A 23,498-nucleotide genomic window follows, 5' to 3' on the forward strand; every position below is an offset into this window, starting at 1 on the left:
TCGGACCAGGCATTCCTGAGCATCCCCGTGTCCCCCGCGTCTGGTAGCGTCCAATGCAGGAGGTCGCCCCTGGATGTCCCTACTCACTTCATTGGCCTCGGTGTTGGTGGTGCTCGTGGGAATCACGGTCCAGGAGCAGCCTCGGAAGGTCAGGAAACAGGAGACGAGGGTCATCGCGCTCAAGAGCGACGAGACGCCACCCGCCCAGGTGCTACGGGTGGCCCCGGACGCGGCGACCCTGGTCATGTTCGATTCGCCCGTGGTGCGCGAGTCGGTGGACATCGATGCCCTCTCCCGTTTCTTCAGTCGGATTGAGGTGAACGAGCGCTCACTCGTGCTCAAGCCCGCGGCGGAGCTGCCAGCGAACACGGCGCCCAGGCTCACCGTGCGATTCGCGGGGGGGCCGCCGGCGCGGCAGATGGAACTCGTGCTCACGTCGCACCCGGACGAGGTGGACACGCAGGTGGAGGTGCGGCACGAGGAGGAGCCCGAGGCCCGGTTGCTCGCGGAGCTGACGGAGCTGCGCGGGCGCTGCGCCGCGACGGAGGCCGGGCTGGCGCCCCTGCGCGCCCGCTGTGCCCGAGCGGGGCTGGCCGGCCTCTTCGTCTCCGGGGAGATGGACCCGGAGAACGGCGTCAGGGCCTACCGCAGTGACGAAAGAGCCGTGGAGCAGGGAATCACACCCCTGAAGAGGGTCACCCTCTTCCGCACGGCGGACACCGTCATGGTGGGGATGAGAATGGAGAACCCGTCCGGCGGTGCACCGTGGGTGGCGAGCCCGGCGCGGCTGGTGCGGCTTGACGCGCGGGGCGAGCCACTGGGGGAAGCACGGCTGCTGCCCGTGGTCATGGAGCCGGAGCGGCTCGCGCCCGGGGACAGCGCACGGGTGGCGGTGCAGTGGGAAGAGCCTTCCGAGGCCCCCGCCTCCGCGGTGCGGCTGGAGGTGGTGGCAGCGGACGGCCGAGGCCTGAAATGGGAACGGCTGGAGTTGCAACCCCCGGTGGAGGACGTCCCCCGGGCGCCGCGCGGCCGGAAGGAGGGCCGCCCATGAAGGAGGCAAGGCGAGACGCCGGGGCGCGGGTGCTCTCTCCGCTGGCACTGCCGGAGGGGACCCTGGTGGGGCGCTGGCGAGTGGAGCGGCAGGTGGGCCAGGGCGGATTCGGCACGGTGTACGCGGTGAGGGAGGTGGATGCACCCGCCGGCCCTCTCCATGCGCTGAAGCTGGCGCGGCAGCCGGAGGACGCGGGCTTTGGCCGGGAGGCGGAGGCGCTGAGGCGGGTACGGCACCCGGGCGTGGTGCGGTTGGTGGAAGCGGGGCGGTGGGAGACCGAAGCGGCGGGCTACCCGTACCTGGTGCTGGAGTACGTGCGCGGCGAGGGCCTCTACCGCTGGGCCTGGCTGCGCAACCCCACCGCGCGCCAGGTGGCCGGACTGCTCCTGCAGGTGGCCGAGGCGCTGGCGGCCGCGCACGCGCAGGGCGTGCTGCACCGCGACTTCAAGGGTGGCAACGTGCTGGTGCGCGGGGACGGGCGGCTGGTGGTGCTGGACTGGGGCGCGGGCGTCCATCCCCAGGCCGCACCGCTCACCCGCACCGGGCGCATTCCTCCGGGCACGCCCGCGTACTACAGCCCCCACGTCATGGCCTGGCGCACGCGCGCGCTGGGCGGCGGGGGCGGACGCTACCCGTACACGGAGGCGGACGAGGCGTACGCGGTGGGCGTCACCTTCTACCGGCTGCTGGCCGACGAGTACCCGCCGCTGCAACTGGGCTGGGGCGAGGCGGACGCGGAGCAAGTAACGGGAGCGGTGGCGCCCCAGCCGCTCTCGCGCCTCAACCCGCGCGTGCCCGAGGCGCTGGCGGCGCTCGTCATGCGGCTGGTGGCCTTCCAGCCCGAGGCACGCCCGGCCCGGATGGCGGCACTGGCCGAGAAGGTGCGTGGGCTGTTGGAGGCAGCGGACGCGGCGTGGGACGCGCCGCTCTTCGAGTGGTACGCCGGCCCCGGCAGCCATTCGCGCACCACCACCGGGGAGGACGCGTGGGACCCCATGGCCCCCGGCCACGAGGCTGACCTGCTGCGCGACAGGCGGCAGCGGCCGGACGTGCAGGCCAACAAGGCCGCCGAGCGCTGGCTGCGGCGGCGCCACCCGCAGGCCGTGGCGGTGCCAGCAATGGACGGCGTGGAGCCCCCCGCGGAGGAACCCGGTGCGATTGCGGTGGCATCCATTCAGGCCCCCGAAGAAAGGCACGCTCCATCCGAGGCGCCCAGGACCGCGGAGCCAATGGCGCAGGGAGCAGTCCCCACCCGGCCCGGCCAACGGGGCCGGCGCTGGGTGGAAGCCGTGACGATGCTGACCGTGGTGGGGCTGGCGGGAGCGCTCGCATGGGAGCGGACCCGATCTCCCGCCTCCCGCGCGGAGGAAGGGGTGAGCCCCAAAGTAGCGCCCGCAACCGGGCTCCCTCATCCTGCCGGCACCGGGACGGCCCTTGCCTCTCCTCCTCCACCTCCGCATCAGGAGCCACCCATGCCCACTCCTTCAACCTCACCTTCCTCCGCGCCGGGCCTCGTCTCCACCCTCAAGCGCGGTGTGGTGGCCTGCGGCGCCGCGACCGCCCTGGCCTGCTCCGGCGCCCAGGTACGCCCCACGCCTGGCGCTCCCTGCCCTGACGGCGCGCTCGAGGCCATGCGGAAGCTCCGCCTGAACCGGGGGCGGCAGGTCGACATCTACGTGCGCACGGACAAGCCGGGTTACCCCAATGAGCCGCTCTTCGTGCGCGATGGAGAAATCGTCAGCCGCGTCTTCGACAGCACCTCGCTCCCGGACGGCACGCTCATCGAGGGGCGGCTGTGGACACAGGGGAAGAACGTCATCGGCCGCTACACGGCGCTGGAACTGCCCGACGGGAGGCGCTACCCCGTCTGCCTCGTGCTCTGTGACCTCGACGGTTGCACCAAGTACGCCGAGTCCACGCCGGAGGCCGCCGCCATCGGACGCACGGAGTTCTTCACGGTGGTGGACTACTTCCCCTGAAGCCGCAGGCCCATGGACGTCCCATTCCCTTGAACCGCCGAACGTTCTTCGAGAATCAGCTCAGCCCGCTCTACGACGGCTATTTCCCCCGCGCCCACGCCTACTGACTTCCCACAGCTCAGAGAGCGCCCCGACAGGAAGCTCTGGCTCCGCACGAAGGAAATCTTCGCCTCCTTGAAGGGTGGCGACTTCAGCGGAGTCAATGAACTGCTGAGCCTCTACCTGCAAACGCAAGATGGGCTTCTGAGGGCCACCCTCCGAAATCTCCTGGGAGACGCCGGGACATTCTCCTGCTTCCAGACCATGCGTGCGGAACTGGAGAAGACGCAGAAGGAAGTACGGAACAGGAACGACGAAGAACTCCTGTACGACTATCGCAGCCTGGCCATGGACTCCTGCGATGCTTTGGAGGAGTACCTCGGACTCGTACAAGATCTTCCAGTCACTCGCTGCGGCCCGCATCGCCGAGTCCATCCGCAACAGCGCGCAAGCCGCGAAGCACCAGGACGGCGGCCGCTACTTCTTCGGGCACAGGATTCCGGACTGAAAACTTCCCTCCGAGGAGGCGGCATAGCGCCCCCGACGCACCGCTCCTCTGTCCGCTTCCCTGCACTGTGCGCGAGCCCGTTCGCAGCCACACTGCATCTTTCCTACAGTACAGGCATTTCCGGTTTCTCTTCTTTTGAGAGTTTGAGTCCTCCGTTAAACACCGGCGCTCCCCCTGAGCGCCTTGGAGCGCCAACGCGAGGACATGATGAGCAGGAACGGCTTCGTAGGACGACTGCAGCACCTGGGATTCCTGGCGACGGGCCTGCTGCTTCCGATGACGGCGGGCGCGGCGACGACGATGGTGGCCCGGCACAGCGGCAAGTGCGTGGACGTGCCGGGCGCGTCCACCAGCGCGGGCGTGGGCCTGCAGCAGTACACGTGCAACGGCACGGTGGCGCAGAGCTTCACCTTCGACGCGACGGGTGACGGCTTCCACCGCATCCTCTCGGGCACCAACGCCAGCCTGTGCCTCCAGGCAGGCGCGGGCACCAGCACCCAGGTGACGCAGGCGGCGTGCTCCTCCACGAGCAACGCGCAGAAGTGGAGCGTGACTCCGGGCTCAAGCGGCGCGTACCAGGTGAAGACGCGCGACGGCACCGCGTGCCTCAACCTCTCCGGTGCCAACTCCAACGACGGCGCGCAGCTCATCACCTGGCCGTGTGGCTCGGACGCCAACATGCAGTTCGACCTGCCCGGCTACACGGCGCCGCTGCCCTACTCCGGCAGGACGACGACGCTGGTGGCCACCCACAGCAACAAGTGCGTGGACGTGCCGGCCGCCTCCACCGCCCCGGGCACCGGCCTCAACCAGTGGGACTGCGTGGCCGGCGCGCCCGAGCAGTCCTTCCAGTTCGTCGGCACGGGCGACGGCTTCTATCAAATCAAGCCTCCGTACTCGGGCCTGTGTCTCGACTCGGGCTCGGCCGCCAACGGCACCATCGTGCGGCAGCAGACGTGCGGCGGCGCCACCAGCCAGAAGTGGAAGGTGCAGCCCAAGGGCAACGGCGTCTACGCCATCACCACCGCCAATGGCACAAGCTGCCTCGACATCGCTCGCATCTCCTCGGACAACGGCGCGGAGGTGACGGTGTGGCAGTGCGTGGATGGGGCGAACCAGGCCTTCCGCGCCTCCGGCCTGGATGGCGTGACGCAGCCTCCGCCGCCGCCCAACGGTGACCCGAACAACCCGCCCGCCACCGTGCAGGCCAACGGCAACTTCCAGCTCTACGCCGGCCGCATCTACGACCCCAACGGGAACATGTTCACCCCGCGCGGCGCGAACATCTGGCCGGACCAGGCGTCCAGCTTCGACAACCTCGTCCACTGCTGGAAGGCCAATACCGTCCGGGTCAACCACGTCTATTTCGACTACGGCGGTTGGTACAACCCGTGGATGCTGGAGAACACGCTGAGCACCTACGCCAACCAGGGCATCGTGGCGATGGTGGAGTGGCACGAGATTGGCCACATCGGCGACGAGCCCAGCGGGTGGAACCACGTGGGCACGTGGCCGTACCCGTCCGGCCAGGCGCACACCGAGGCCATCAAGAACTTCTTCGTGGACCTCGCGCAGAAGTACAAGGACAACCCCTACGTCTGGTTCAACCTCATCAACGAGCCGGGCGGCCCGCCGTACGAGGACGGACACTACGGCGACCCCGCGTACTCCACCGTGCCGCGCTGGGTGAATGTGAATCGTCAAATCATCCAGGCCATCCGCGCCACGGGCGCTCGGAACATGATTGTCATCGACGGCATGACGTGGGGGCAGGACAGCGCGGACGGCTCGTGGGACCGCGTCTCCGAGGTGGACAGCGCCATCCTCCGCGGCGGCCCGCAGGCGATGACGGACGCGAGCGGCCAGCCCTTCGGCAACGTGCTCTTCTCCATCCACACCTACGGCGCGTGGCGCAACAACCCCGGCCCCCGGCTGGAGCAGTTCTTCCGCGACGTGCGCGCCAAGGGCATGACGCCGCTGGTGGGCGAGTTCAATGCCTACGACATGGGCGTGGCCCAGGCCATGGTCTCCGTCGCCCACAACCTCGGCGTGGGCCGGCTGGTGTGGCACCACAACAGCGGTGACACCCAGCTCACCACCACCGGCGGCGGCACGGGAAATGACATCAACTCGTGCTCCAACCCCACGAACCTGAACGAGCTCGGCCGGCTCGTGTGGGACGACTTCCACCGCTGACAGGTGAAGGGCTCCGGGGCTCCACCTGGGAGCTTCCGGGCGCCTCCGGCCCGCCGTGTCTCGGCGGGAGGTTCCGTCACGTGGGGCCGGCTCCGTGGATGCGGATGTGCCTCCCGCCGACGCCTCAGGTGGGAGGGGCCATCACCCGGCGCCTCGACGTGGTCGGGGTGACTCCGTGCACACGGCGGAGCGTCTCAGGCGGGAGGTGCCGTCACCCGGCGCCTCGACGTGGCCGGGGTGACGCCATGCACGCGGCGGAACGTCTCAGGCGGGGGGTGCCATCACCCGGCGCCTCCACATGGCCGGGGTGACGCCGTGCACGCGGCGGAGCGTCTCAGGCGGGCGGTGCCGTCACCCGGCGCCTCCACGCGGCCGGGGTGACGCCGTGCACGCGGCGGAACAGGCGGATGAAGTGCGTCACGTCCGCGTAGCCCACGCGCTCGGCGATGATGTCCACGCGCTCGTCCGTGCCACGCAACCGGCGGCGGGCCTCGGCCATGCGGCACTCGAGAATCCACTCGCCCACCGTGCGGCCCGTCTCCTGGCGCACGAGCCCCGCCACATGCGCGGGTGAGCGTCCCAGCTCTCGCGCCACCTTCGCGAGCGACAGGGGCTCCAGGCAGTGCGCCTCGATATAGGTGAGCGCCTTGCGGCTCAGGCTCACCGACGGTGGCTCGCTCACGGGCGTGGGTGCGGAGATGCGCTCCAACTCGATGAGCACCAGTCGCAGCAGCGAGATGCGGGCCTCCTCGCTGCCCCGGTCATTGCGCGTCGTCTCCTCCGCGAGCAGCCGCATCCACCGCGCGAGACGCCGACGCTGAGTGAGCGTGGGCCGCAGTACGGGATGACAGCCCTGACGCACGCGGAGCAGCGGCCCGAGCCGCGAGGCCCCCTCTCCCTCGGCTCCACCGAGCACCTCCGGATGGAACGCGAGCGCCCAGCCCTCCACATCCGCCGGCCCGCTGCGGTGCGCGTCTCCCGGAGGAATGAGGTGCACGTCTCCGGCGTGCAGCACCAGTTCGCCCGAGTGCCGTATCTTCGACTCGCCCCGGGTGACGAGCATCACCACGGCATACGAGTGCGTAGCGGAGGAGCCTCCCCTGCCCTGATGCCTGCGCTGGATGCGGCCCGCCCAGAGGGGAAAGCGTCCCCGCTCGAAGTCGCGCTGCCCCCAGGGCTCGGAGGCAACGTGGCTCGGATGAGAATGCGGCTCGGGCGGCATGACGTCTTCGTAATGGACGGACACGGGTGTGCTCAACCCCGGTGCGCGGCCCCGGCCAGTTCCAGCGTCAGCCCGTGGTTCAGCCCACCCGCGGTCAGCGCGCCCGCCGCGGCCGACATGACGGCGGCCTGCATGGGCGTCGTGAGGTCGCCCGCGGCGTAGATGCCGGGAATGGACGTCTCACCCTGCGGGCTCACCTTGAGGTAGCCCTGCTCGTCCGTCGCGAGCCCCAGCCGCGCCACCAGCGGCACCTGACGCTGGGGCGGACGGGCGAAGAGGACGTCCCTGCGAATCAGCGTCCCATCCTCCAGCTCCACGGCCTCCAGCGGGTGCTCTCCGGAACCGGCCACGAGCCGGCGGATGCGCCGCTCCTCCAGCCGCACGCCAGCACGCTCGAGCTGAGCGCGCTTCTCGGCGGACACCGTGACGGCGCCCTGGGTGAAGACCACCATGTCGCGCGACCAGCTCGTCAGCACGATGCCGAAGTCGACCAGCATCTCGTTCGTCGCGAGCACGCCCCAGGGGCGGTCCCGGACTTCCCAGCCATGGCAGTAGGGGCATTGGAAGATGGCCTTGCCCCACAGCTCGCGGTAACCCGGCAGGTCCGGCATCACGTCCACCATCCCCGTCGCGAGCAGCACCCGCCGCGCCACCACCACGCGGTCCCCTTCCAGCGTCACGCAGAAGCCCGAGCCCTCGCGCTCGATGCCCATCACCCGGACGTCGCGCACCTCGACGTCGTAGGGACGGAGCTGCTCACGCGCGATGCGCCGGAACTCCTTGGGCGGAATGCCGTCCCGGGTGACGAAGCCATGCACCTCCACCGCCGCCGCGTTGCGGGGCGGGCCGGAGTCGCAGAGCAGCACCTTCCTGCGTGCCCGCCCCAGGTTGAGCGCCGCGTTCAGGCCCGCCGGGCCGCCGCCCACCACCACCACGTCCACCACGTCGTCCTTCATCGCCTTCGCTTCCATGTCGTCCGTCCTCCGTGTCTCTGTCGGGTGACGGCAGGCCAGGGGCAGCACCGCGCTGGCGAGCCCCACGCCCGTCAGCGCGAGTGCCTCGCGGCGCGTCCACCGCCGTGCATCATCCGGGTGCTCCGAGCGCCCGGTCTCGCCACCATCGTCCTGGCTCCAGGCCTTGTCCTCGCGGCCCCGTGCCCGTGTCGTCATGGAGAATTGCTACGCGCCAGGGCACCCGCTCGGGAGGGCGTGGCTTCGCGCTGAATCGGCGGATCCTCGGGTCCCCATCCGTTCCAGTTGGGAGCAGGCGGACAGCCATGCGACACGGCCTGTCCCTCGCCGCCCGCGGAGCCACCCCGCGGCCATGACGGTGACGCGCCTCACCTCGCCCCTCCAGAAGCAGGAAGGAGGAGTCGGCCGTCGTCGAAGCGTCCGGAGCCCAGGGGCAGGCCAGTCCCCAAGCCCCTCCGCGAATGGAACCTCCATTCCGCCGGAGCCTGCCCTCACGGGCCATCCCCTCCCCTCCGTGAATGGAACCTCCATTCCGCAAGGGCCGCCCTTCCGGGGAATGGAACCTTCATTCCAGCAGGGCCTGTCCCCGGGCCACCCTCCGTGAATGGAACCTCCATTCCGCAAGGGCCGCCCCCCGGCCGTCTCTCCGGGGAATGGAACCTCCATTCCGCCAGGGTCTGTCCCCGGGCCACCCTCCGTGAATGGAACCTCCATTCCGCCGAGGCCTCCCGTCCCCCGGGCTGCCCTCCGTGAATGGAACCTCCATTCCGCCAAGGACTCCCGCCCCGGCCACTCCCTCCAGGAATGGAACCTCCATTCCGCGAGGTCCTGCCGCCCCGGCCGCGCCAGAGGCCGTTTCCAGCATGCCGCTCCCGGTCCACTCACGTCAGGAACGGAACGTCCATTCCGCGTGCGCCAGCCCGCCGCGCCTGTTTGCCCAGGCAGGTGTCCGGCTGCTCGCGGGAGGTACACGAGAGGGCAGGCCAATCAAGCCGAAGAGGTGACGCGCCAGAGGCCTGAGCCCCCTCATGGAGGAAGGTCCTCCACGGGCCCGAGCAACCCCGCATCCTCGATACCGTGGCCGAAGCGCTCCAGGGTATGAAGCGGACGCGCGGCCTCCGGACCACACTGGAAGTCCTCCATGCCCGGGAACACCGCTTGCAACTCCACGCGGTTGCCCTCAGGAGGAACACATGCGTCACGCCATGGTGCTCGGCTTCATGCTGGTCTCGCTCGGCGCCTCCGCCGCGGAGCGGTGGACCGCGCCCTATCAACTGGAGGACCAGCGGGGCCGCACGTTCCGGGTCGTCTTCGGCGGGAACAAGGCCCCCAAGAACGTGGAATCCCGCCTGGGCATCGTCACCCTCGTCGGGAAGAAGGGTCTGGCCACGGCCCGGCTCCAGCGCGTGGAGAAGGTCTGCACTCCCGTGTGCGACGCGCCGGAATGCCACAGCGTGGGCGTCTACACCCAGGAGCCAGGAACGAAGGACGTCGGCGAGGGGCTCGTCGCCCTGCCAGGACGCATCCGCGGGCAGATGGACACACCCGCTCCCGTCACCCCCGCGAAACCTCCCTCCGTGGAGCAGTGGTCCTCCCGGGAGTTCCAGGTGCCCGTGGATGAGCGGACCGGCGGCATCCTCCTTCCCGAAGGCGTCCCGCCCGCGGCCTTCCGGTGGACCTCCCACGCGCAAGGCGGCGCGCAGCTCCAGAGGCAGCAGGGTGGCGTGGACTTCTTCACGCCCCCCATCCAGCTCGCGGAGTGCCAGCAGGAGCAGCAGCCTCCCTTCACCCGCCTGACCTGCCCCGCGGCCTCGCTCCTGTACGAGAAGCAGCAGCTCCTCTTCGCGAGCTTCGACGAATACGGGGTGGCCACCACGGAGTGGGTCGCCACGCTCCAGGCTGGCGGGCAGACGCTGTACCTCGTCCGCGTGGGGCTGAAGACCCAGGCCGTCATCGGGCTCCTCTTCCACGAGGGCGGCCGGTGGCGGCTGCTCGTCCGTCAGGCGGACTACTCGCTCATCTGCTGAGCGGCCCCCTGTCGCCCCTCCCCGGAAACACAGGGGCCGGCCGGACAATGGCCAGCGCGCGAGCCTTTCGGGTGTTAGAGAGCCGGCTCATCCGAAAGGTAACGGACATGATTCCTTTTTCGGTCCTCGACCTGTCCCCCATCACCCAGGGTAGCGACGCCACCCAGGCGCTGCGCAACACCCTGGACCTGGCCCAGCACGCCGAGCGGTGGGGCTACAAGCGCTACTGGCTCGCCGAGCACCACAACATGACGGGCATCGCCAGCGCGGCGACCTCGGTGGTCATCTGCCACGTCGCCGGCGGCACCTCCACCATCCGCGTGGGCTCCGGCGGCGTCATGCTCCCCAACCACGCGCCCCTCGTCATCGCCGAGCAGTTCGGCACGCTGGAGGCCCTCTTCCCGGGCCGCATCGACCTGGGCCTGGGCCGCGCGCCCGGCACCGACCAGCGCACCGCCCGCGCCCTCCGCCGAGACCTCGCCGGCAGCGCCGACTCCTTCCCGCAGGACGTGCTGGAGCTGCAGGCCTACTTCGAGCCCGCCACGCCTCACCAAGCCATCCGCGCCGTGCCCGGAGCGGGCCTGCGCGTCCCCATCTGGCTGCTCGGCTCCAGCCTCTTCAGCGCCCAGCTCGCGGCGATGCTCGGCCTGCCGTTCGCCTTCGCCTCGCACTTCGCGCCGGACCACATGATGCACGCGCTCCAGCTCTACCGGAGCCAGTTCAAGCCGTCCGAGTCGCTCCAGAAGCCGTACGCCATGCTCGGCATCAACGTCATCGCGGCGGACACGGACCGGGAGGCGCAGCGGCTGGCCACCTCGCTCCAGATGCAGTTCGTCAACCTGCAGCGCGGCACGCCCGGTCAGCTCCAGCCGCCCGTGGACAGCATGGAGGGGCGCTGGTCGGAGATGGAGCGCGCCTTCGCCGAGCACACCCTCTCGTGCGCCGCCATCGGCTCCCCGGCGACGGTGCGCCGCCAGCTGGAGGCCTTCATCGAGCGGACCGGCGCGGACGAGCTGATGGTGACGGCCCACGTCTTCGACCACGCTGCGCGCCTGCGCTCGTTCGAGCTCACCGCGCAGATTCACGACGCCATCGCCATGGAGGGCGCCTTCCAGCGGCCCGCGTCGACGCAGGCGGAAGAGGCTCGCTAGAGCGCTACCGCCAGGGCCGGTCCGGCTGCATGCCCGTGGGCTGGCGGTTGTCCGTGGGTGTCAGCGCGTCGGCCTTGGAGCACTGGCACTTCTGGCACCCGCGCTCGCGGTCCATGGTGCAGTTCGTGCCGGACAAGCAGGTGAGCTCGCGCGACTCAGGGCAGCGCGTGTCGCCCTTCTTGTCCTCGTTCTTGCCGCCGTGGCTACAGCCCGCCACGGCCGCCAGCACCAGCGCCGCCACCCACCCGCTTCGCATCGTCTTCCGCTTCATGACCCCACCTCGGTCTTCATGGGGCCACCGCCACGGCCGCGGCGTCCCCGGGTCTTCATAACCCGGGGACGGCGGCGCGGAGAACGGGCTCACGCCTCGGGCGCGGGCTCTTCCTCGGTCTGCTCCGGCGTGACGCCGTGCCGGCGCCGCCAGCGCTCCACCATCAGCAGCAGCGACGGGAAGCCCAGGAGCACGATGACCAGGTTGATACCGAAGCCCAGGTTGGCCAGGTCGCCAATCGAGTTGAGGCCCGGGTGCTTCGCCAGAATCAGCGCCACGAAGCCGATGGCGCTCGTCAGGAGGCCGCCGGTAATCGCCCGGCCCGTCTCCCCGTACACGGAGATGAAGTCCGCGCCCGGCTCACCCAGCCGCTGCACCAGGTGCACGCCCGCGTCCACCGTGGTGCCAATCAGCACCGGCAGCACCATGATGTTCAGGTAGTTGAACTGCAGGCCCAGAATCGACATCAGGCCCACCAGCCCGATGACCGACAGCAGCGTGGGCACCATGCAGATGAGCGCCGTGCGCAGCCGGCCCAGCGTCAGCCACATCGCCGCCAGCACGCTCAGCACCGCCGCCACGAGGATGCGCGGCCCCTCGCGAGACACCATGTCCAGGATGTCCGCCAGGATGAGCGCCTCGCCCGCCGCGGACACCTGGCTGCCGTCCGGCATGTGCAGCCCGCGCACTTCCTTCGCGAAGCGCCGCGTGCCCTCGCCGTCCGAGAGGCTCACTCCGCCGCCCGCGTACACCAGCACCGCGCCGCCCGTGCTCCCGTCCAGGTTCTCGAACTGGTGCTTCACGCTCGCCGGCAGCTCCTTCTGCGTGAAGGGCTTCGCCTTCGCCATGTGCAGCGCGCGCGTCATCGAGGCCCGCGTGTCCTCCGGCAGCCGCTCCGGGTCCAGCTTCTCCAGCTTCGCCGCGATGGACTGGAGGATGACCTGCTTCTCGTCCTGGCGCTTCGGCACCAGGTCCTCCAGCGCGCCCACGAAGTCGATGGTGGAGTCCTTGCCCCGCGCCGCCTTGCGCGCCTCGAGCTGGCGCACCACCTCGCGCTCCATCTCCAGCGAGTCCGTCAGCACCACCACCGGCGTCTGCGAATAGCCGAGGATGTTGTTCACCTTCTGGTCCAGCACCGCCGAGGCCTGCTTGTAGTCCTCCAGCGTGCGCGAGTCGTAGTTGAACGACACCCGGTGCGCCTGCGACACGAGCGTCAGCACGCCCACGCCCACCACGATGCCCACGCCCCGGTACGAGCGCGGCAGCCACCGCGCCAGAAGGCCCATCGGCCCCGACGAGCCCTGGTGCAGCCGCGGCGCCCAGCCGAAGCGCGACGCCAGCCCCAGCAGCGCCGGCAGGATGAGCAGGTACGCGAAGATGCTCACCAGCATGCCCACCGCGGCGATGATGCCGAACTCGCGGAACGCCCTGAACTCGGACATGGCCAGGCTGAGGAACGTCAGCGCCGCCACCAGCGCCGCGATGAGCGCCGAGAAGCCCGTGTGACGGAAGGACTCCGCCACCGCCGCCTCGCTGTCCATCCCCTCCGAGCGCAGCGTGCCGTAGCGGCCCAGCAGGTGGATGCCGTGCTCCACGCCCAGGCCGCCCAGCACCGCGGCGAGGAAGCCCGTCAGGAGGTTGACCTGCCCGTACGCCAGCCCCACGAAGCCGTACGTCCACCCCAGGCCCGCCGCCACCGGCAGCATGGTGAGGCCCACCGACAGCGCGCTGCGGAAGTGGAACGCCAGGTACGCCAGCAGCAGCACCAGGGCCAGTGAGGACGCGCTCGCCAGGTCCCCGACGATGACGCGCTGCTGGTCGATCTTCTTCTTGAAGGTGCCCGTCACCGCCGTCTTGAAGCCCGGGCCGTACTTCGACAGGTCCTGCTTCGCCAGGAACTCCTCCACCTGGCTCACGACCTTCTTCGAGTACGACAGGTCCGCGGCGCTGCCCTTGGGCTTGGCCATCACCACGACCATGCGCTCGGTCGGGTCCAGGTAGTACAGGTCGCCCTGGCCGGCCATGCGCTGGTTGGCGCGGCCGGTGTACTTCTGCTCGATGTCGGAGAAGTCCACGGACGGCGCCGGCTCATCGTCCAGCCGCACGAAGAGCGGGTTCGCCTGCTGCTTCTCCCACGCGATGCGCGCGTCGATGCGCTCCTGGATGGTCTTCAGGTCGTCGACGTCGACGTAGTACAGCGCGTGCTCGTTGAAGAAGTTGCTGGGGCGCTGGTGGTTGACGTAGCGGATCTCCGACAGCTCCGCGAGCTTCGGCGCCAAATCATCCGCGAAGCGCTTGAGGGCCTCGGGCTCCGCGCCCATGCCCACCACCACCACGTTGCCCTGGCCACCGAAGCGCTTGCGCAGCTTGTCGATGTCCTGGACGCTCGGGAAGTTCTTCGGCAAGAGCCCCACGAAGTCCGCGTTCAGGGACAGCGTCCTCGCGAAGAAGACGCCCGCCAACGTCAGGACCAGGGCCAGGGCCAGCGCCTGGAACGGCCGGCGGTGATTCCGCGCGGCCAGGCGACCCATCGCCCCCTCGAACCGCTCCGACCAACGCTTCTCACCCATGTTGCGACACCTGCTGTGTTGTCTGGCCGAAATCGCGGCCCACCTTGGGCACGCGCCAACCGACGAGTCAACGCGTTTATGCCGGAAGGCGGAAAGTAAGGTTACGAACGACCTTACCTCTCTAACGGGGGCACCGCACGGATGCCCGCCTGTCCGCACGGAGATTTCCGCTGGAAGGACGGGGCCGAGCCCGGACTGTCCCCCTGGGGGGCGGACGGGCAGGCGCGAATGCCTGCACCCCCCTGACGCGATGGTCAGGTTGCCCCCCGACATGGGCCCCGCGCTGGCGGGCGCCCGAGGGAGGGGAGACCGCTCCGCCCTCCGCGCCATCGGAGGGCCGGTGGGCGTGGGGGCGGGCCACGGCGCGGCTTATGGACTCGGACCCGACTTCGACGGCGGAACGCAGGTGGATGGTGCGTGTGGAGCGCACCCTGGGCGCGGTGGCCGCGCACAACCACCGCCGCCCCGGACTGGCCCTGCTGCTGGCGCTGGTGCTGGCGGTGCTCGGTGGCCTCTTCGCCCGCAACCTGTCGCTCAACGCCAACCTGGTGGACCTGCTGCCCCGCTCATTCGAGAGCGTGCGCGACCTGCACACACTGGAGGAGCGCTTCGGCGCGCTGGGCTGGGTGGCGGTGGTGGGCGAGGGAGCCGACGCCGCGTCGCTCCAGCGCTTCGCGGACGAGCTGACGCCGAAGCTGGAGGCGCTGCCGGGCATCCGCTTCGTGGAGTCCCAGCGGCCGAGCGCCTTCTTCCGGGACCGGGCGCTCTACTTCCTGTCCGAGGAGGACCTGAAGGAGGTCCACCGCCGGCTGGAGGCGCGCATCGCGTGGGAGAAGCGGCAGGCCAATCCGCTCTTCGTGGACCTGGTGGGCGAGGAGCCCCCGTCCCTGGACTTCTCGGACCTGGAGGCGAAGTACGGCGGGAGCGCGGGCCAGCGGCTGTCCTCGCACGGCAGTGACTACTACCTGGACCCGGAGCAGCGCCGCGTGGTGCTGCTGGCCAAGCCGGACACCACCTCCGCGGACCTGGGCTACTCGCGCCGCATCGTCGGCGAGGTGCGCCAGCTGCTCGACGCGCAGGACTTGTCGAAGTACGGGCCCGGCTTCCGCGTCGACATCACCGGCACCTTCCAGAAGAAAATCGACCAGCAGGGGCAGATTGCCAACGACATCGCGGTGTCGTCCGCGGTGGCGCTGGGGCTGATGCTCCTCTACCTCCTCTTCCACTTCCGCAGCGCGCTGGCGGTGGGGCTGGTGCTGACGCCGGTGGGCGCGGGGCTGGCGTGGACGTACGGGCTGGTGGCACTGCTGTACGGACAGGTGAATCTCCTGACGGGCTTCCTGGGCGCCATCCTCGGCGGCCTCGGCATCGAGCACGGCATCCACCTCTTGGGGCGCTACCTGCACCTGCGCGGCGAGGGCGAGTCGTCCGAGCAGGCCACGCGCGAGTCCTTCACGCACACGGGCGGCGCGGCGCTGGTGTCCGCGCTGGTGGCGGCGCTCACCTTCTTCGTGCTGGGCACCTCGCGCTTCCTCGCGTTCCGCGAGTTCGGCGTCATCGCGGGCGTGGGCATGGTGGTGCTCGTGGCCGCGTACGTGCTGGTGCTGCCCGCGCTGCTGGGGCTGGCGTCGCGCTGGGGCTGGCGGCCCCGGCTCGCGGCGGCCACGCCGTCGCAGTCGCGCATGGGGCGCGTGCTGGTGCGGCGCCGCGGGTTGCTCACCGCGGTGTGGGCGGTGCTGCTCGTGGCCCTCTTCACCCAGGTGCCGCGGCTGCGCTTCGACTACGACTTCCGCTCGCTGGAGGACCAGGGCCTGCCGTCCTTCGTCCTCGACCGCGAGGTCAACCGCATCATCGGCTACTCGCAGACGCCGGTGGTGGTGCTCACCGACACGCCGGAGCAGGAGCGTGAGATGGTGCGCGCGCTCCAGGAGGCCCAGCGCGCGCACGGCAAGGAGTCCACCATCGACTTCGTGGCCTCGCTGTCCGCGCTCGTGCCGCCGGACCAGCAGGCGAAGCGGGCCGTGCTCCAGGACATCTCGAAGCTGGTGGAGACGGTGCCGGAGGAGCGCCTGTCGCCGGAGCAACGCGAGCAGCTGGCGCGATTGCGGAGCGCGGCCCGCGCCGAGCCCTTCACGCAGGAGGACCTGCCCTTCAGCGTGCGCCAGCAGTTCCAGAGCCGCACGGGGGACTCGAGCGGCTTCGTGATGGTGTACCCCTCGGTGAGCCTGTCGGACGGGCAGGCCATCCGCGCGCTGGCGAAGGAGCTCCGCGGCGTGCACCTGCCGAGCGGCGAGCGCAGCCCCGTGGCCGGTGAGGCCCTGGTGCTGGCGGACATCCTGAACATGGTGACGCACGAGGGGCCCCTCATCCTCGGCGGCGCGACGCTGGCGGTGCTGCTGGCCATGTGGCTGACGCTGGGCGGGCTGCGCATGGCGCTGTTGTGCCTGACGCCCACGGTGGTGTCGCTGGTGGCGCTCCTGGGGCTGATGCCGCTGATGGGGCTGGAGTTCAACTACCTCAACATCCTCGTCATCCCCGTGCTCATCGGGACCACGGTGGACGCGGGCGTGCACCTGCTGACGCGCCTGGCGTCTCCGCGCAGCGACTTCGTGGCGGTGTACTCCGAGACGGGGCGGGCCATCTGCGGCGGTCTGTTGACGAGCGCGGTGGGCTTCGGCGCGCTCTTCCTCGCCGACCATCCGGGCCTCAACTCCATTGGCGCGCTGGCCAACCTGGGCTTCGCGACCAATCTTCTCATCATGCTCGTGGCCTTCCCGGCCCTGCTGCTGGTGCTGTCCGAGCGCCGGCTGCGCAAGCACCGGGCGCGCTCGGTGGCGCGCAAGGAGCCGACGGTGGAGGGGCCTCCGGGCTCGAAGCCCGCGCCACACGCGAGCTGAGGATTCGACGACTGAAGGACGCACACCCACGAAGGGAGGCAACAATGGCGAAGCACATGATGGGGCGTTGGTTGTGGGCGGGGGCGCTGGCGGGCACCCTGACGCTGGGCGTGGCCTGCAGTGCCACGGAGGCGCCGGTGCAGCTGGCGCAGGCGACGCCGGGCACGGGCACCACCACGCCGGACACGATGGCGCCGGGCACCAGCACCACGGCCCCGGGCACGTCCACGGGCACCACCACCACGCCGGGCACCACCGGCACCGGCACGAGCGCCTCGCCGGGCACCGTCACCACGTCGCCCGGGTACACCACTCCGCCGGGCACCACCACGGCGCCGGGCACGGGCACGGGCGGCTCGGGCTCCACGGGCCTGTCCGGCACGGACGCAGGCGTGGGCGGCCTGGGCGGCTCCGGTGGCGCTGGCGGCACGGGCGGCTCTGGCACCACGGGCACCACGCCCGGGGTGACGCCGAACCCGAGCGGCTCGTCCAGCACGTTCCAGCCGCCCACCGGCAGCGCCGTCCTCGACGGCGGCACGGGCTTCTAGGCCCTTCGTACGGGTCCATGGCCGCAGTACCCGCGGCGAGCGCGCTCCGGCGTGCTCGCCGTTCTTTTTTCGTTCGCGGCGCGGACCTGGACCGGAGTCCACCCTCGCCGCCACTGAATGGACAGACCCGACCCGCCAAGTCGCCACCGGTTTTTGTTCCCACCGACGCTCGAAGAGCAGGCGGCCTGAGGAGCGTGCCCTGCACACCCGAAAACGGCTGCTCACGTTCCCGACCAGCAGCAGTCGAAACCCTCAAACCCGGGAGAGCAAACCATGAAGAAGTTCCTCAAGACCCAGATCGTCCTCGCGTCCCTCACCGCCGGCGTCCTCGCGTTCGGTACCGCCTGCAAGTCGGACTCGGGCGCCACAAAGGGCGATGACACCACCACCGGCACTGGCACCACCACCGGCGGCGACACCACCGGAACGGGAACCACGGGCGGTGACACCACCGGCACGGGGACGGGAACCGGCACCACGACCGACCCGGGCACGGGCGGCACGGGCACCGGCGGCATGGATGACCCGAGCATGAGCCCCGGCACGGGCGGCACGGGCGTGGACCCGGGCACGAGCCCGGACGACACGGGCTCCGGCATCGACACGGGCTCGGGGACCGGCAGCGACATGAGCGGCGACCCGGGCACCGGCTCCACGGGCGGCGCCGGCGCGGGCGGCTCGGGCAGCACCATGGACCCGGGCACGGGCGGCGCCGGCAGCACGGGCACCAGCGATGACATGGGCACGGGCACCGGCTCGGGCACCACGGACCCGGGCACGGGCGGCTCCGGCACCGGCACCGGCAGCGACCTGGGCGGCGACATGAGCGACGACACCACGCTCGACCCGTCCGGCACGGGCGGCAGCGGCGCCGGCAGCACCGGCTCCGGCAGCGACATGGGCGGCACCAGCTCCGGCTCCACCAACCCCGGCGGTGGCCAGAGCAAGTAATCCGGCGCCTCGTCGCATGACGACCTGAAGCCGTGGACGATGCCCGCGCACAGCCTGCGCGGGCATCTCCATTTCAGGGGGCCGTTGAAATCCCGTGGCGGGATGACCACCCCGAATGCATACCTCCTTCCACGACGCTCGCCCGCCTGCCCCCTCATGAAACAGTACGAGAAGAAGCTCGACGCCGAAGGCCGCCCCTACCTGGAGACGTCCCTGCCGGGGCTGCTGCTCACCCGCCTGCCGCTGCTCAACAAGGGCACGTCCTTCACCTGGGAGGAGCGCGAGGCCTTCGGGCTGATGGGCCTGTTGCCCACCCACGTCTCCTCACTGGAGGAGCAGGTTGCGCGCTCGTACGCCAACTTCAAGGGCTTCCGCACCGACCTGGAGAAGCACGTCTTCCTGCGCGCGCTCCAGGACCGCAGCGAGGTCCTCTTCTACGCGCTCCTCGACACGCACATCGAGGAGATGATGCCCATCATCTACACCCCCACGGTGGCGCAGGCGGTGGAGCAGTTCAGCCGCATCTACCGCTACCCGCGCGGGCTGGTGGTGAACCCGGAGAACATCGACCGTATCGACTCGCTGCTGGAGAGCACGCCCTTCCCGGACGTGCAGCTCATCGTCGCCACGGACAACGAGGGCATCCTCGGCATCGGCGACCAGGGCTTCGGCGGCCTGGCCATCTGCATCGGCAAGCTGTCGCTGTACACGGCGGCGGCGGGCATCGACCCCGCGGTGACGCTGCCGGTGGAGCTGGACGTGGGCACCCACCGGCAGGACCTGCTGGACGACCCGCTCTACCTCGGCGTGCGGATGAAGCGCCTGGAGGGGCAGGCATATGACGACTTCATCCACCGCTTCGTCACCGCGCTGGCGCGCCGCTTCCCGCGCGTGCTCCTACAATGGGAGGACTTCAGCAAGCAGAAGGCCTTCGACGTGCTGGAGCGCTACCGGGACGTGGTGCCGTCGCTCAACGACGACATCCAGGGCACGGGCGCGGTGGTGCTCGCGGGCCTGCTGGCGGCCACCCGGCGCAGCCAGCTGCCGCTGACGCAGCAGACCTTCGTCATCCACGGCGCGGGCGCCGGCGGCGTGGGCGTGGCGCGGCAGATTGTCCGCGGCCTCCAGCTGCAGGGCATGAGCCTGGAGGCGGCGCGCGAGCGCATCTTCCTCATCGACTCCAAGGGCCTCATCCTCAAGGACCGCAAGGGCCTGGAGCCGTACAAGCGCGAGCTGGCGCAGGACCCGGCGCGCGTGGCGGGCTGGAAGCCGCAGGGCGCCATCCCCTCGCTGCTGGAGACGGTGCGCGAGGCGAAGGTGACGGCACTGCTGGGGCTGTCCGGCCAGCGCGGCGCGTTCGGCGAGGACGTGGTGCGAGCGGTGGCGCGCAACACGCCGTACCCCCTGGTGTTCGCGCTGTCGAACCCCACCGCCAACAGCGAGGCCGTACCGGAGGACGTGTACCGCTGGACGGACGGCAAGGCGCTGGTGGCCACGGGCAGCCCCTTCCCGGACGTGGAGTGGGCCGGCTCGCTGTACCCGGTGGGCCAGGGCAACAACGCGTTCATCTTCCCGGGCCTGGGGCTGGGCGTGCTCACCTGCCGCGCGCGCAAGGTGACGGACGGCATGCTCACCGCCGCGTCACTGGCGCTCAGCGAGTACGTGGACGTGCAGCGGCTGGCGCAGGGTGGCCTCTACCCGCGCATGGACCGCATCCGCACCGCCAGCAAGCAGGTGGCGCTCGCCGTCATCCGCCAGGCCGTGAAGGACGGCGTCAGCGAGGCGTCGCTCCCCGAGGACCTGGAGGACCACCTGGAGCAGCACATGTGGAAGCCCGTCTTCCTCCCCATCCGCAAGGGCCGGGGCGGCTGAGACAGACAGCGCGCTCCACTGCCGCGCAATTCCTTTCATCGAATTGGACATACGTGGCGGCGGACGCACTCCGCCGCACCGTGGGCGCTATCCTCCGCCTCGCGCGGGTCGCTACGCTCCAGGCTCCCCCAACCTGGAGGTTCCGACATGCTGAGTTCCTGGATGCGTCGCGCGGCTCTCACGGTGGCGCTGGCGGCGGGTGCGATGTCCGGCTGTGGCCCCAGCAACGCGCCCGAGAGCGGCGAGCCGGCGATGGGCACCACGGAGCAGGAGGTCGTCTATCCCTGCAGCTACGAGCAGCCCACCTGTCGTATCTCCGGCCAGCAGTGCAACTTCGACGAGGGCATCTGCCTCTGGACCTGCAACGGACAGTGGTGTCCGCCGAACCGCAACTGCTGCCTCTGAGCGCGGGGCGTCGTGACAGGCTTCCGCTCCCCACCACCCGGTGGAGAGCGGAAGTCACCTCGCTCAGGTCACGCTGACGCCGGGATAGCGCTCGGTGCCGGTCGTCACGGGCTCGATGATGCGTGTCCCGGTGCCGCCTCCGGGCGTGTGCCCCGGACCGCCGTCCGGATTGATGATGGGAGTCACCTCGTGAGGCGCCCCGTCATCGTTCTCCGGCCCCGCGTCACGGTCCGGCGTGGGGTAGGCCTCGGGAGGAATGTGCAACACGTCTTTCTTGCTCATGGCTGCCTCCTTCCCTCCAACGTGGTTGCCCTCCGGGCCCCGGTCACCCGTCATCCGGGGGCCTGCTTGAGTGGCCGCCCGGGACTTGGCAGCGTTGAGACATGAACCTCCCCTTGCGGCGCTCGCTCGCGCGGCTGCTCCTGGCCGCCTCGCTCGTGGTCTCCCCCGCCGCCGTGCTCGCGGCGCAACCCGGGGCGAAGACCGCGGCGAGGAAGAAGGCCTCGGCGCCCGTCCAGGTGAAGGGCACGCGCGTCACCCTGAAGCCGCCCGAGGGCTTCACCGAGGCCACCCGCTTCAACGGCTTCGAGCAGGAGGCGTCCGGCGCCTCCCTCATGGTGACGGAGTATCCGGGCCCCTACGCCGTCGCCGTCCAGGGCTTCACCGCGGAGAACATGGCGAAGCAGGACATGAAGGTGCTGTCCCGCAAGCCGGCGAAGGTGGGTCGACGCACGGGGCTGCTCCTCCACCTGCGCAAGACCGGCCCGAAGGGCACCTTCCTCAAGTCCGTGCTCGTGCTCGGGGACGCGTCCAACACGGTCGTGCTCAACGCGAGCTGGCCCGAGGACGCGCCGAAGGCGCTCGGCAAGGCGCTCGAGAGCGCCCTGCGCTCCGCCCGGTGGGAGCCTTCCGCCGAACCCGCCCCGGGGCTCGTCCTCTTCACGCTGAAGGAGACGCCGGGGCTGAAGGAGGCCCAGCGCCTGCAGAACGCCATCGCCTACACGCCCGATGGAGCGCCGCCGAAGGCGCCCGAGGTCGCCCCCTTCTTCATCGTCCTCCCCTCGCTGACGACCGCGAGCGTGGGAGAGGACCTGGAGGCCTTCAACCTCGAACGGCTGCGGCAACCCCCCGGCGGAGAGGAGGTCACCGTCGAGTCCAGCGCTCCGCTGACCGTGGGCGACCTGAAGGGCCACGAGGCCGTGGGCCGCGCGAAGCACCCCACCACCGGCAAGGAGTTCGCCCTGTACCAGGCGGTGCTGGTGGACGTGGACCGCTACTTCCTCCTGCAGGGCTTCACGCCCCTCGCCGAGCGGGCCACGTACCTGGAGCACTTCCAGCGCATCACGCGCGGCTTCCAGCCGACCGCCTCCACCCCGTGACGCGTCCGTGACATGAGCCAATCCGACACAGTCGCGGCGGGCGGCCAGGCAGGCAGGCGCCCCCCTTCCCGCCCGCATTCCCGGGCGACGTGGAGGCCGGGCGGGCAGGCACTGTGCGTGGGTGGCACCTTCGAGGTGAGACACGCTATCGACGAAAGGGAACCGAGCGTGAAGCGGGGTGGGGACCGATGAGTGTGAAGCTGCTGCTGGCCGGCCGGCATGGAGCGGGAGAAGCCCTCTTCTCCCCACCCGAGGACGCCCTGTCGTGGCTGCGTCGGGTGGAGGCCTGGTTCCACGAGAACACCGAGGAGATGCTGGAGGGCATCCAGCGCGGCACCGGCCCGATGGGCGCCCCCATGCTCCGCCTGCGCCTGCACCCCGCCGCGAGTGAAATCTCCCTGCTCGCCGCGAGCGGCAGCCGGCTGGTGGTCTCCGCGGAGACGTCCGCGGTGGGCCCCGGCTACCACGTCTTCCTGTGTGACACGCTGAAGCAGCTGGGCGAGGCGCTCGGCGTGACGTGGGCGGACGCCGACGAGACGGCGGGCGTGGGCGACCCGACGGGCTACTTCCACACGGGCGACGCGGGCCCGGTGGAGGTCTACATGCTGGCGTCGCTCCAGGAGTCCGTGGCCCAGGTGCTGCGCATGCGCCGCCTGGGCGAGTCCGGCTTCGGACTGTCCATGCGCTTCGGCCACACCTTCGAGCATCCGGGCGCGCTGCTGACGCCGCTGGGCCCTCGCGACGAGCGCTGGCTGCGCAACGTGTACGAGGACCCCCGCCGGGGCATCGACGTGTTCCCCTGGTGGAAGCCGGGCATCCACGCGCGCACGCGGCTGAACCGCGCGCTGTGCCGCCTGTGGACGGACGTGGTGTGGCGCCCGCCCCTGTTGGACGAGGAGCGCCAGCGGCTGCGCGACGTGGCCCGCCTGCTGGAGCAGGCGTGGCGCGAGGACCCGACGCTGCCCTACCCCTGGCGCGAGTGGCAGGAGGTACTCGGTTACCTGGGTATCGGTGGCACGCTGGCGGAGGAGGTCCACCGCCGGGCCGCCGGGGCCGCGGGAGGCCCGTCCATGGGCTACCGGCGTGGCGCCGTGCAGGTGGTGCTGCCGGAGGGCTGGGAGATTCGCATCCCCGGCTCGCTCGCCGAGACGCACCTGCAGGACGGCACGTGGGTGGCGAGGGACCACCGGCGCAGCGTGCGCTTCGTCCCCCTGGAGGACGGCGCCGAGGAGAGTCTCGCGCCCACCACCGCCGAGCGCCGCGCGCTGGAGCTGGAGCACCACGGCGAGCGGGTGAGCGGCCGCGCTTCGCTGCACATGGAGCCGGGCGAGTGCCGGCTGACGGCCCTGTGCAGCTCCGGCAGGCGCCGGGCCCTCTGCGTGGTCAGCTTCGACGACCCGGACGAGCAGGACTGGGCGCTGGGAACCTGGCGCTCACTGGATCACGCTGCCGCCGCCTGAC

Annotated in this window: 19 protein-coding genes; 13 read left to right on the forward strand and 6 right to left on the reverse strand. The window is 70.7% G+C overall.

The window, feature by feature from the left end:
• Window positions 1–73 precede the first annotated feature (73 nt).
• The 4 genes from HG543_RS06585 (at window position 74) to HG543_RS06600 (ending at window position 5,773) form a co-directional block, all read left to right on the forward strand.
• Entirely contained in the window at window positions 74–1,051 is a 978-nt protein-coding gene (locus tag HG543_RS06585; protein WP_169343822.1) for a DUF2381 family protein, read from the forward strand.
• Window positions 1,048–3,030, forward strand: coding sequence for a serine/threonine-protein kinase (locus tag HG543_RS06590; protein ID WP_169343823.1), 1,983 nt, complete (start codon window positions 1,048–1,050; stop codon window positions 3,028–3,030). The genes HG543_RS06585 and HG543_RS06590 overlap by 4 nt, the downstream gene beginning before the upstream one ends.
• Before the next feature lie 400 nt (window positions 3,031–3,430).
• Window positions 3,431–3,577 (forward strand): hypothetical protein, encoded by a 147-nt coding sequence (locus HG543_RS06595; RefSeq protein ID WP_169343824.1) that lies wholly within the window; start codon window positions 3,431–3,433, stop codon window positions 3,575–3,577.
• 204 nt (window positions 3,578–3,781) lie between these two features.
• Window positions 3,782–5,773 carry an RICIN domain-containing protein gene (locus HG543_RS06600; protein WP_169343825.1) on the forward strand — a complete coding sequence of 664 codons (1,992 nt, stop codon included), beginning with the start codon at window positions 3,782–3,784 and terminating at the stop codon, window positions 5,771–5,773.
• 334 nt (window positions 5,774–6,107) lie between these two features.
• On the opposite strand, the gene HG543_RS06605 is transcribed toward HG543_RS06600, so the two are convergent.
• The 3 genes from HG543_RS06605 to HG543_RS06615 all read right to left on the reverse strand — a co-directional run bounded on the left by HG543_RS06605 (window position 6,108) and on the right by HG543_RS06615 (window position 9,136).
• Entirely contained in the window at window positions 6,108–6,995 is an 888-nt protein-coding gene (locus tag HG543_RS06605) for an AraC family transcriptional regulator (protein ID WP_169343857.1), read from the reverse strand.
• Window positions 6,996–7,027: 32 nt separating this feature from the next.
• On the reverse strand, window positions 7,028–8,164 hold the full coding sequence (locus HG543_RS06610) for an FAD-dependent oxidoreductase (RefSeq protein ID WP_169343826.1): 1,137 nt from the start codon (window positions 8,162–8,164) through the stop codon (window positions 7,028–7,030).
• A gap of 828 nt (window positions 8,165–8,992) precedes the next feature.
• A complete protein-coding gene (locus HG543_RS06615) occupies window positions 8,993–9,136 on the reverse strand; it encodes a hypothetical protein (RefSeq protein ID WP_169343827.1) in 144 nt (47 codons plus the stop codon).
• A gap of 23 nt (window positions 9,137–9,159) precedes the next feature.
• Here HG543_RS06615 and HG543_RS06620 point away from each other — a divergent pair, with 23 nt between their 5' ends.
• Together HG543_RS06620 and HG543_RS06625 are read left to right on the forward strand one after the other, a co-directional pair.
• Window positions 9,160–9,993, forward strand: a complete 834-nt coding sequence (locus HG543_RS06620; RefSeq protein WP_169343828.1) for a hypothetical protein — start codon at window positions 9,160–9,162, stop codon at window positions 9,991–9,993.
• A gap of 107 nt (window positions 9,994–10,100) precedes the next feature.
• Window positions 10,101–11,144 (forward strand): LLM class flavin-dependent oxidoreductase, encoded by a 1,044-nt coding sequence (locus HG543_RS06625; protein WP_169343829.1) that lies wholly within the window; start codon window positions 10,101–10,103, stop codon window positions 11,142–11,144.
• A 4-nt stretch (window positions 11,145–11,148) separates the two neighbouring features.
• On the opposite strand, the gene HG543_RS06630 is transcribed toward HG543_RS06625, so the two are convergent.
• The gene (locus tag HG543_RS06630; protein WP_169343830.1) at window positions 11,149–11,415 is read right to left on the reverse strand and encodes a hypothetical protein; all 267 of its coding nucleotides are present in this window, start codon (window positions 11,413–11,415) and stop codon (window positions 11,149–11,151) included.
• Between the two features lie 89 nt (window positions 11,416–11,504).
• Window positions 11,505–13,985: an efflux RND transporter permease subunit gene (locus tag HG543_RS06635; RefSeq protein ID WP_169343831.1), complete on the reverse strand. Its 2,481-nt coding sequence runs from the start codon at window positions 13,983–13,985 to the stop codon at window positions 11,505–11,507.
• Between the two features lie 410 nt (window positions 13,986–14,395).
• On the opposite strand from HG543_RS06635, the gene HG543_RS06640 reads away from it, so the two are divergent.
• The 5 genes from HG543_RS06640 to HG543_RS06660 all read left to right on the forward strand — a co-directional run bounded on the left by HG543_RS06640 (window position 14,396) and on the right by HG543_RS06660 (window position 20,658).
• On the forward strand, window positions 14,396–16,882 hold the full coding sequence (locus tag HG543_RS06640) for an efflux RND transporter permease subunit (RefSeq protein WP_246356811.1): 2,487 nt from the start codon (window positions 14,396–14,398) through the stop codon (window positions 16,880–16,882).
• A gap of 44 nt (window positions 16,883–16,926) precedes the next feature.
• Window positions 16,927–17,430: an Erp protein gene (locus HG543_RS06645; protein ID WP_169343832.1), complete on the forward strand. Its 504-nt coding sequence runs from the start codon at window positions 16,927–16,929 to the stop codon at window positions 17,428–17,430.
• A 273-nt stretch (window positions 17,431–17,703) separates the two neighbouring features.
• The gene (locus HG543_RS06650) at window positions 17,704–18,381 is read left to right on the forward strand and encodes a hypothetical protein (RefSeq protein ID WP_169343833.1); all 678 of its coding nucleotides are present in this window, start codon (window positions 17,704–17,706) and stop codon (window positions 18,379–18,381) included.
• A gap of 156 nt (window positions 18,382–18,537) precedes the next feature.
• Window positions 18,538–20,253: an NAD-dependent malic enzyme gene (locus HG543_RS06655; RefSeq protein ID WP_211193773.1), complete on the forward strand. Its 1,716-nt coding sequence runs from the start codon at window positions 18,538–18,540 to the stop codon at window positions 20,251–20,253.
• 147 nt (window positions 20,254–20,400) lie between these two features.
• Window positions 20,401–20,658, forward strand: a complete 258-nt coding sequence (locus HG543_RS06660; protein WP_169343835.1) for a hypothetical protein — start codon at window positions 20,401–20,403, stop codon at window positions 20,656–20,658.
• A gap of 63 nt (window positions 20,659–20,721) precedes the next feature.
• On the opposite strand, the gene HG543_RS06665 is transcribed toward HG543_RS06660, so the two are convergent.
• Window positions 20,722–20,940: a hypothetical protein gene (locus HG543_RS06665; protein ID WP_171817754.1), complete on the reverse strand. Its 219-nt coding sequence runs from the start codon at window positions 20,938–20,940 to the stop codon at window positions 20,722–20,724.
• A 101-nt stretch (window positions 20,941–21,041) separates the two neighbouring features.
• Here HG543_RS06665 and HG543_RS06670 point away from each other — a divergent pair, with 101 nt between their 5' ends.
• Both HG543_RS06670 and HG543_RS06675 read left to right on the forward strand, forming a co-directional pair.
• Window positions 21,042–22,037, forward strand: coding sequence for a hypothetical protein (locus HG543_RS06670; protein ID WP_169343837.1), 996 nt, complete (start codon window positions 21,042–21,044; stop codon window positions 22,035–22,037).
• 188 nt (window positions 22,038–22,225) lie between these two features.
• Window positions 22,226–23,497, forward strand: a complete 1,272-nt coding sequence (locus HG543_RS06675) for a hypothetical protein (protein ID WP_169343838.1) — start codon at window positions 22,226–22,228, stop codon at window positions 23,495–23,497.
• Window position 23,498: the final 1 nt, after the last annotated feature.

It is taken from the genome of Pyxidicoccus fallax (assembly GCF_012933655.1).
Lineage (GTDB): Bacteria > Myxococcota > Myxococcia > Myxococcales > Myxococcaceae > Myxococcus > Myxococcus fallax.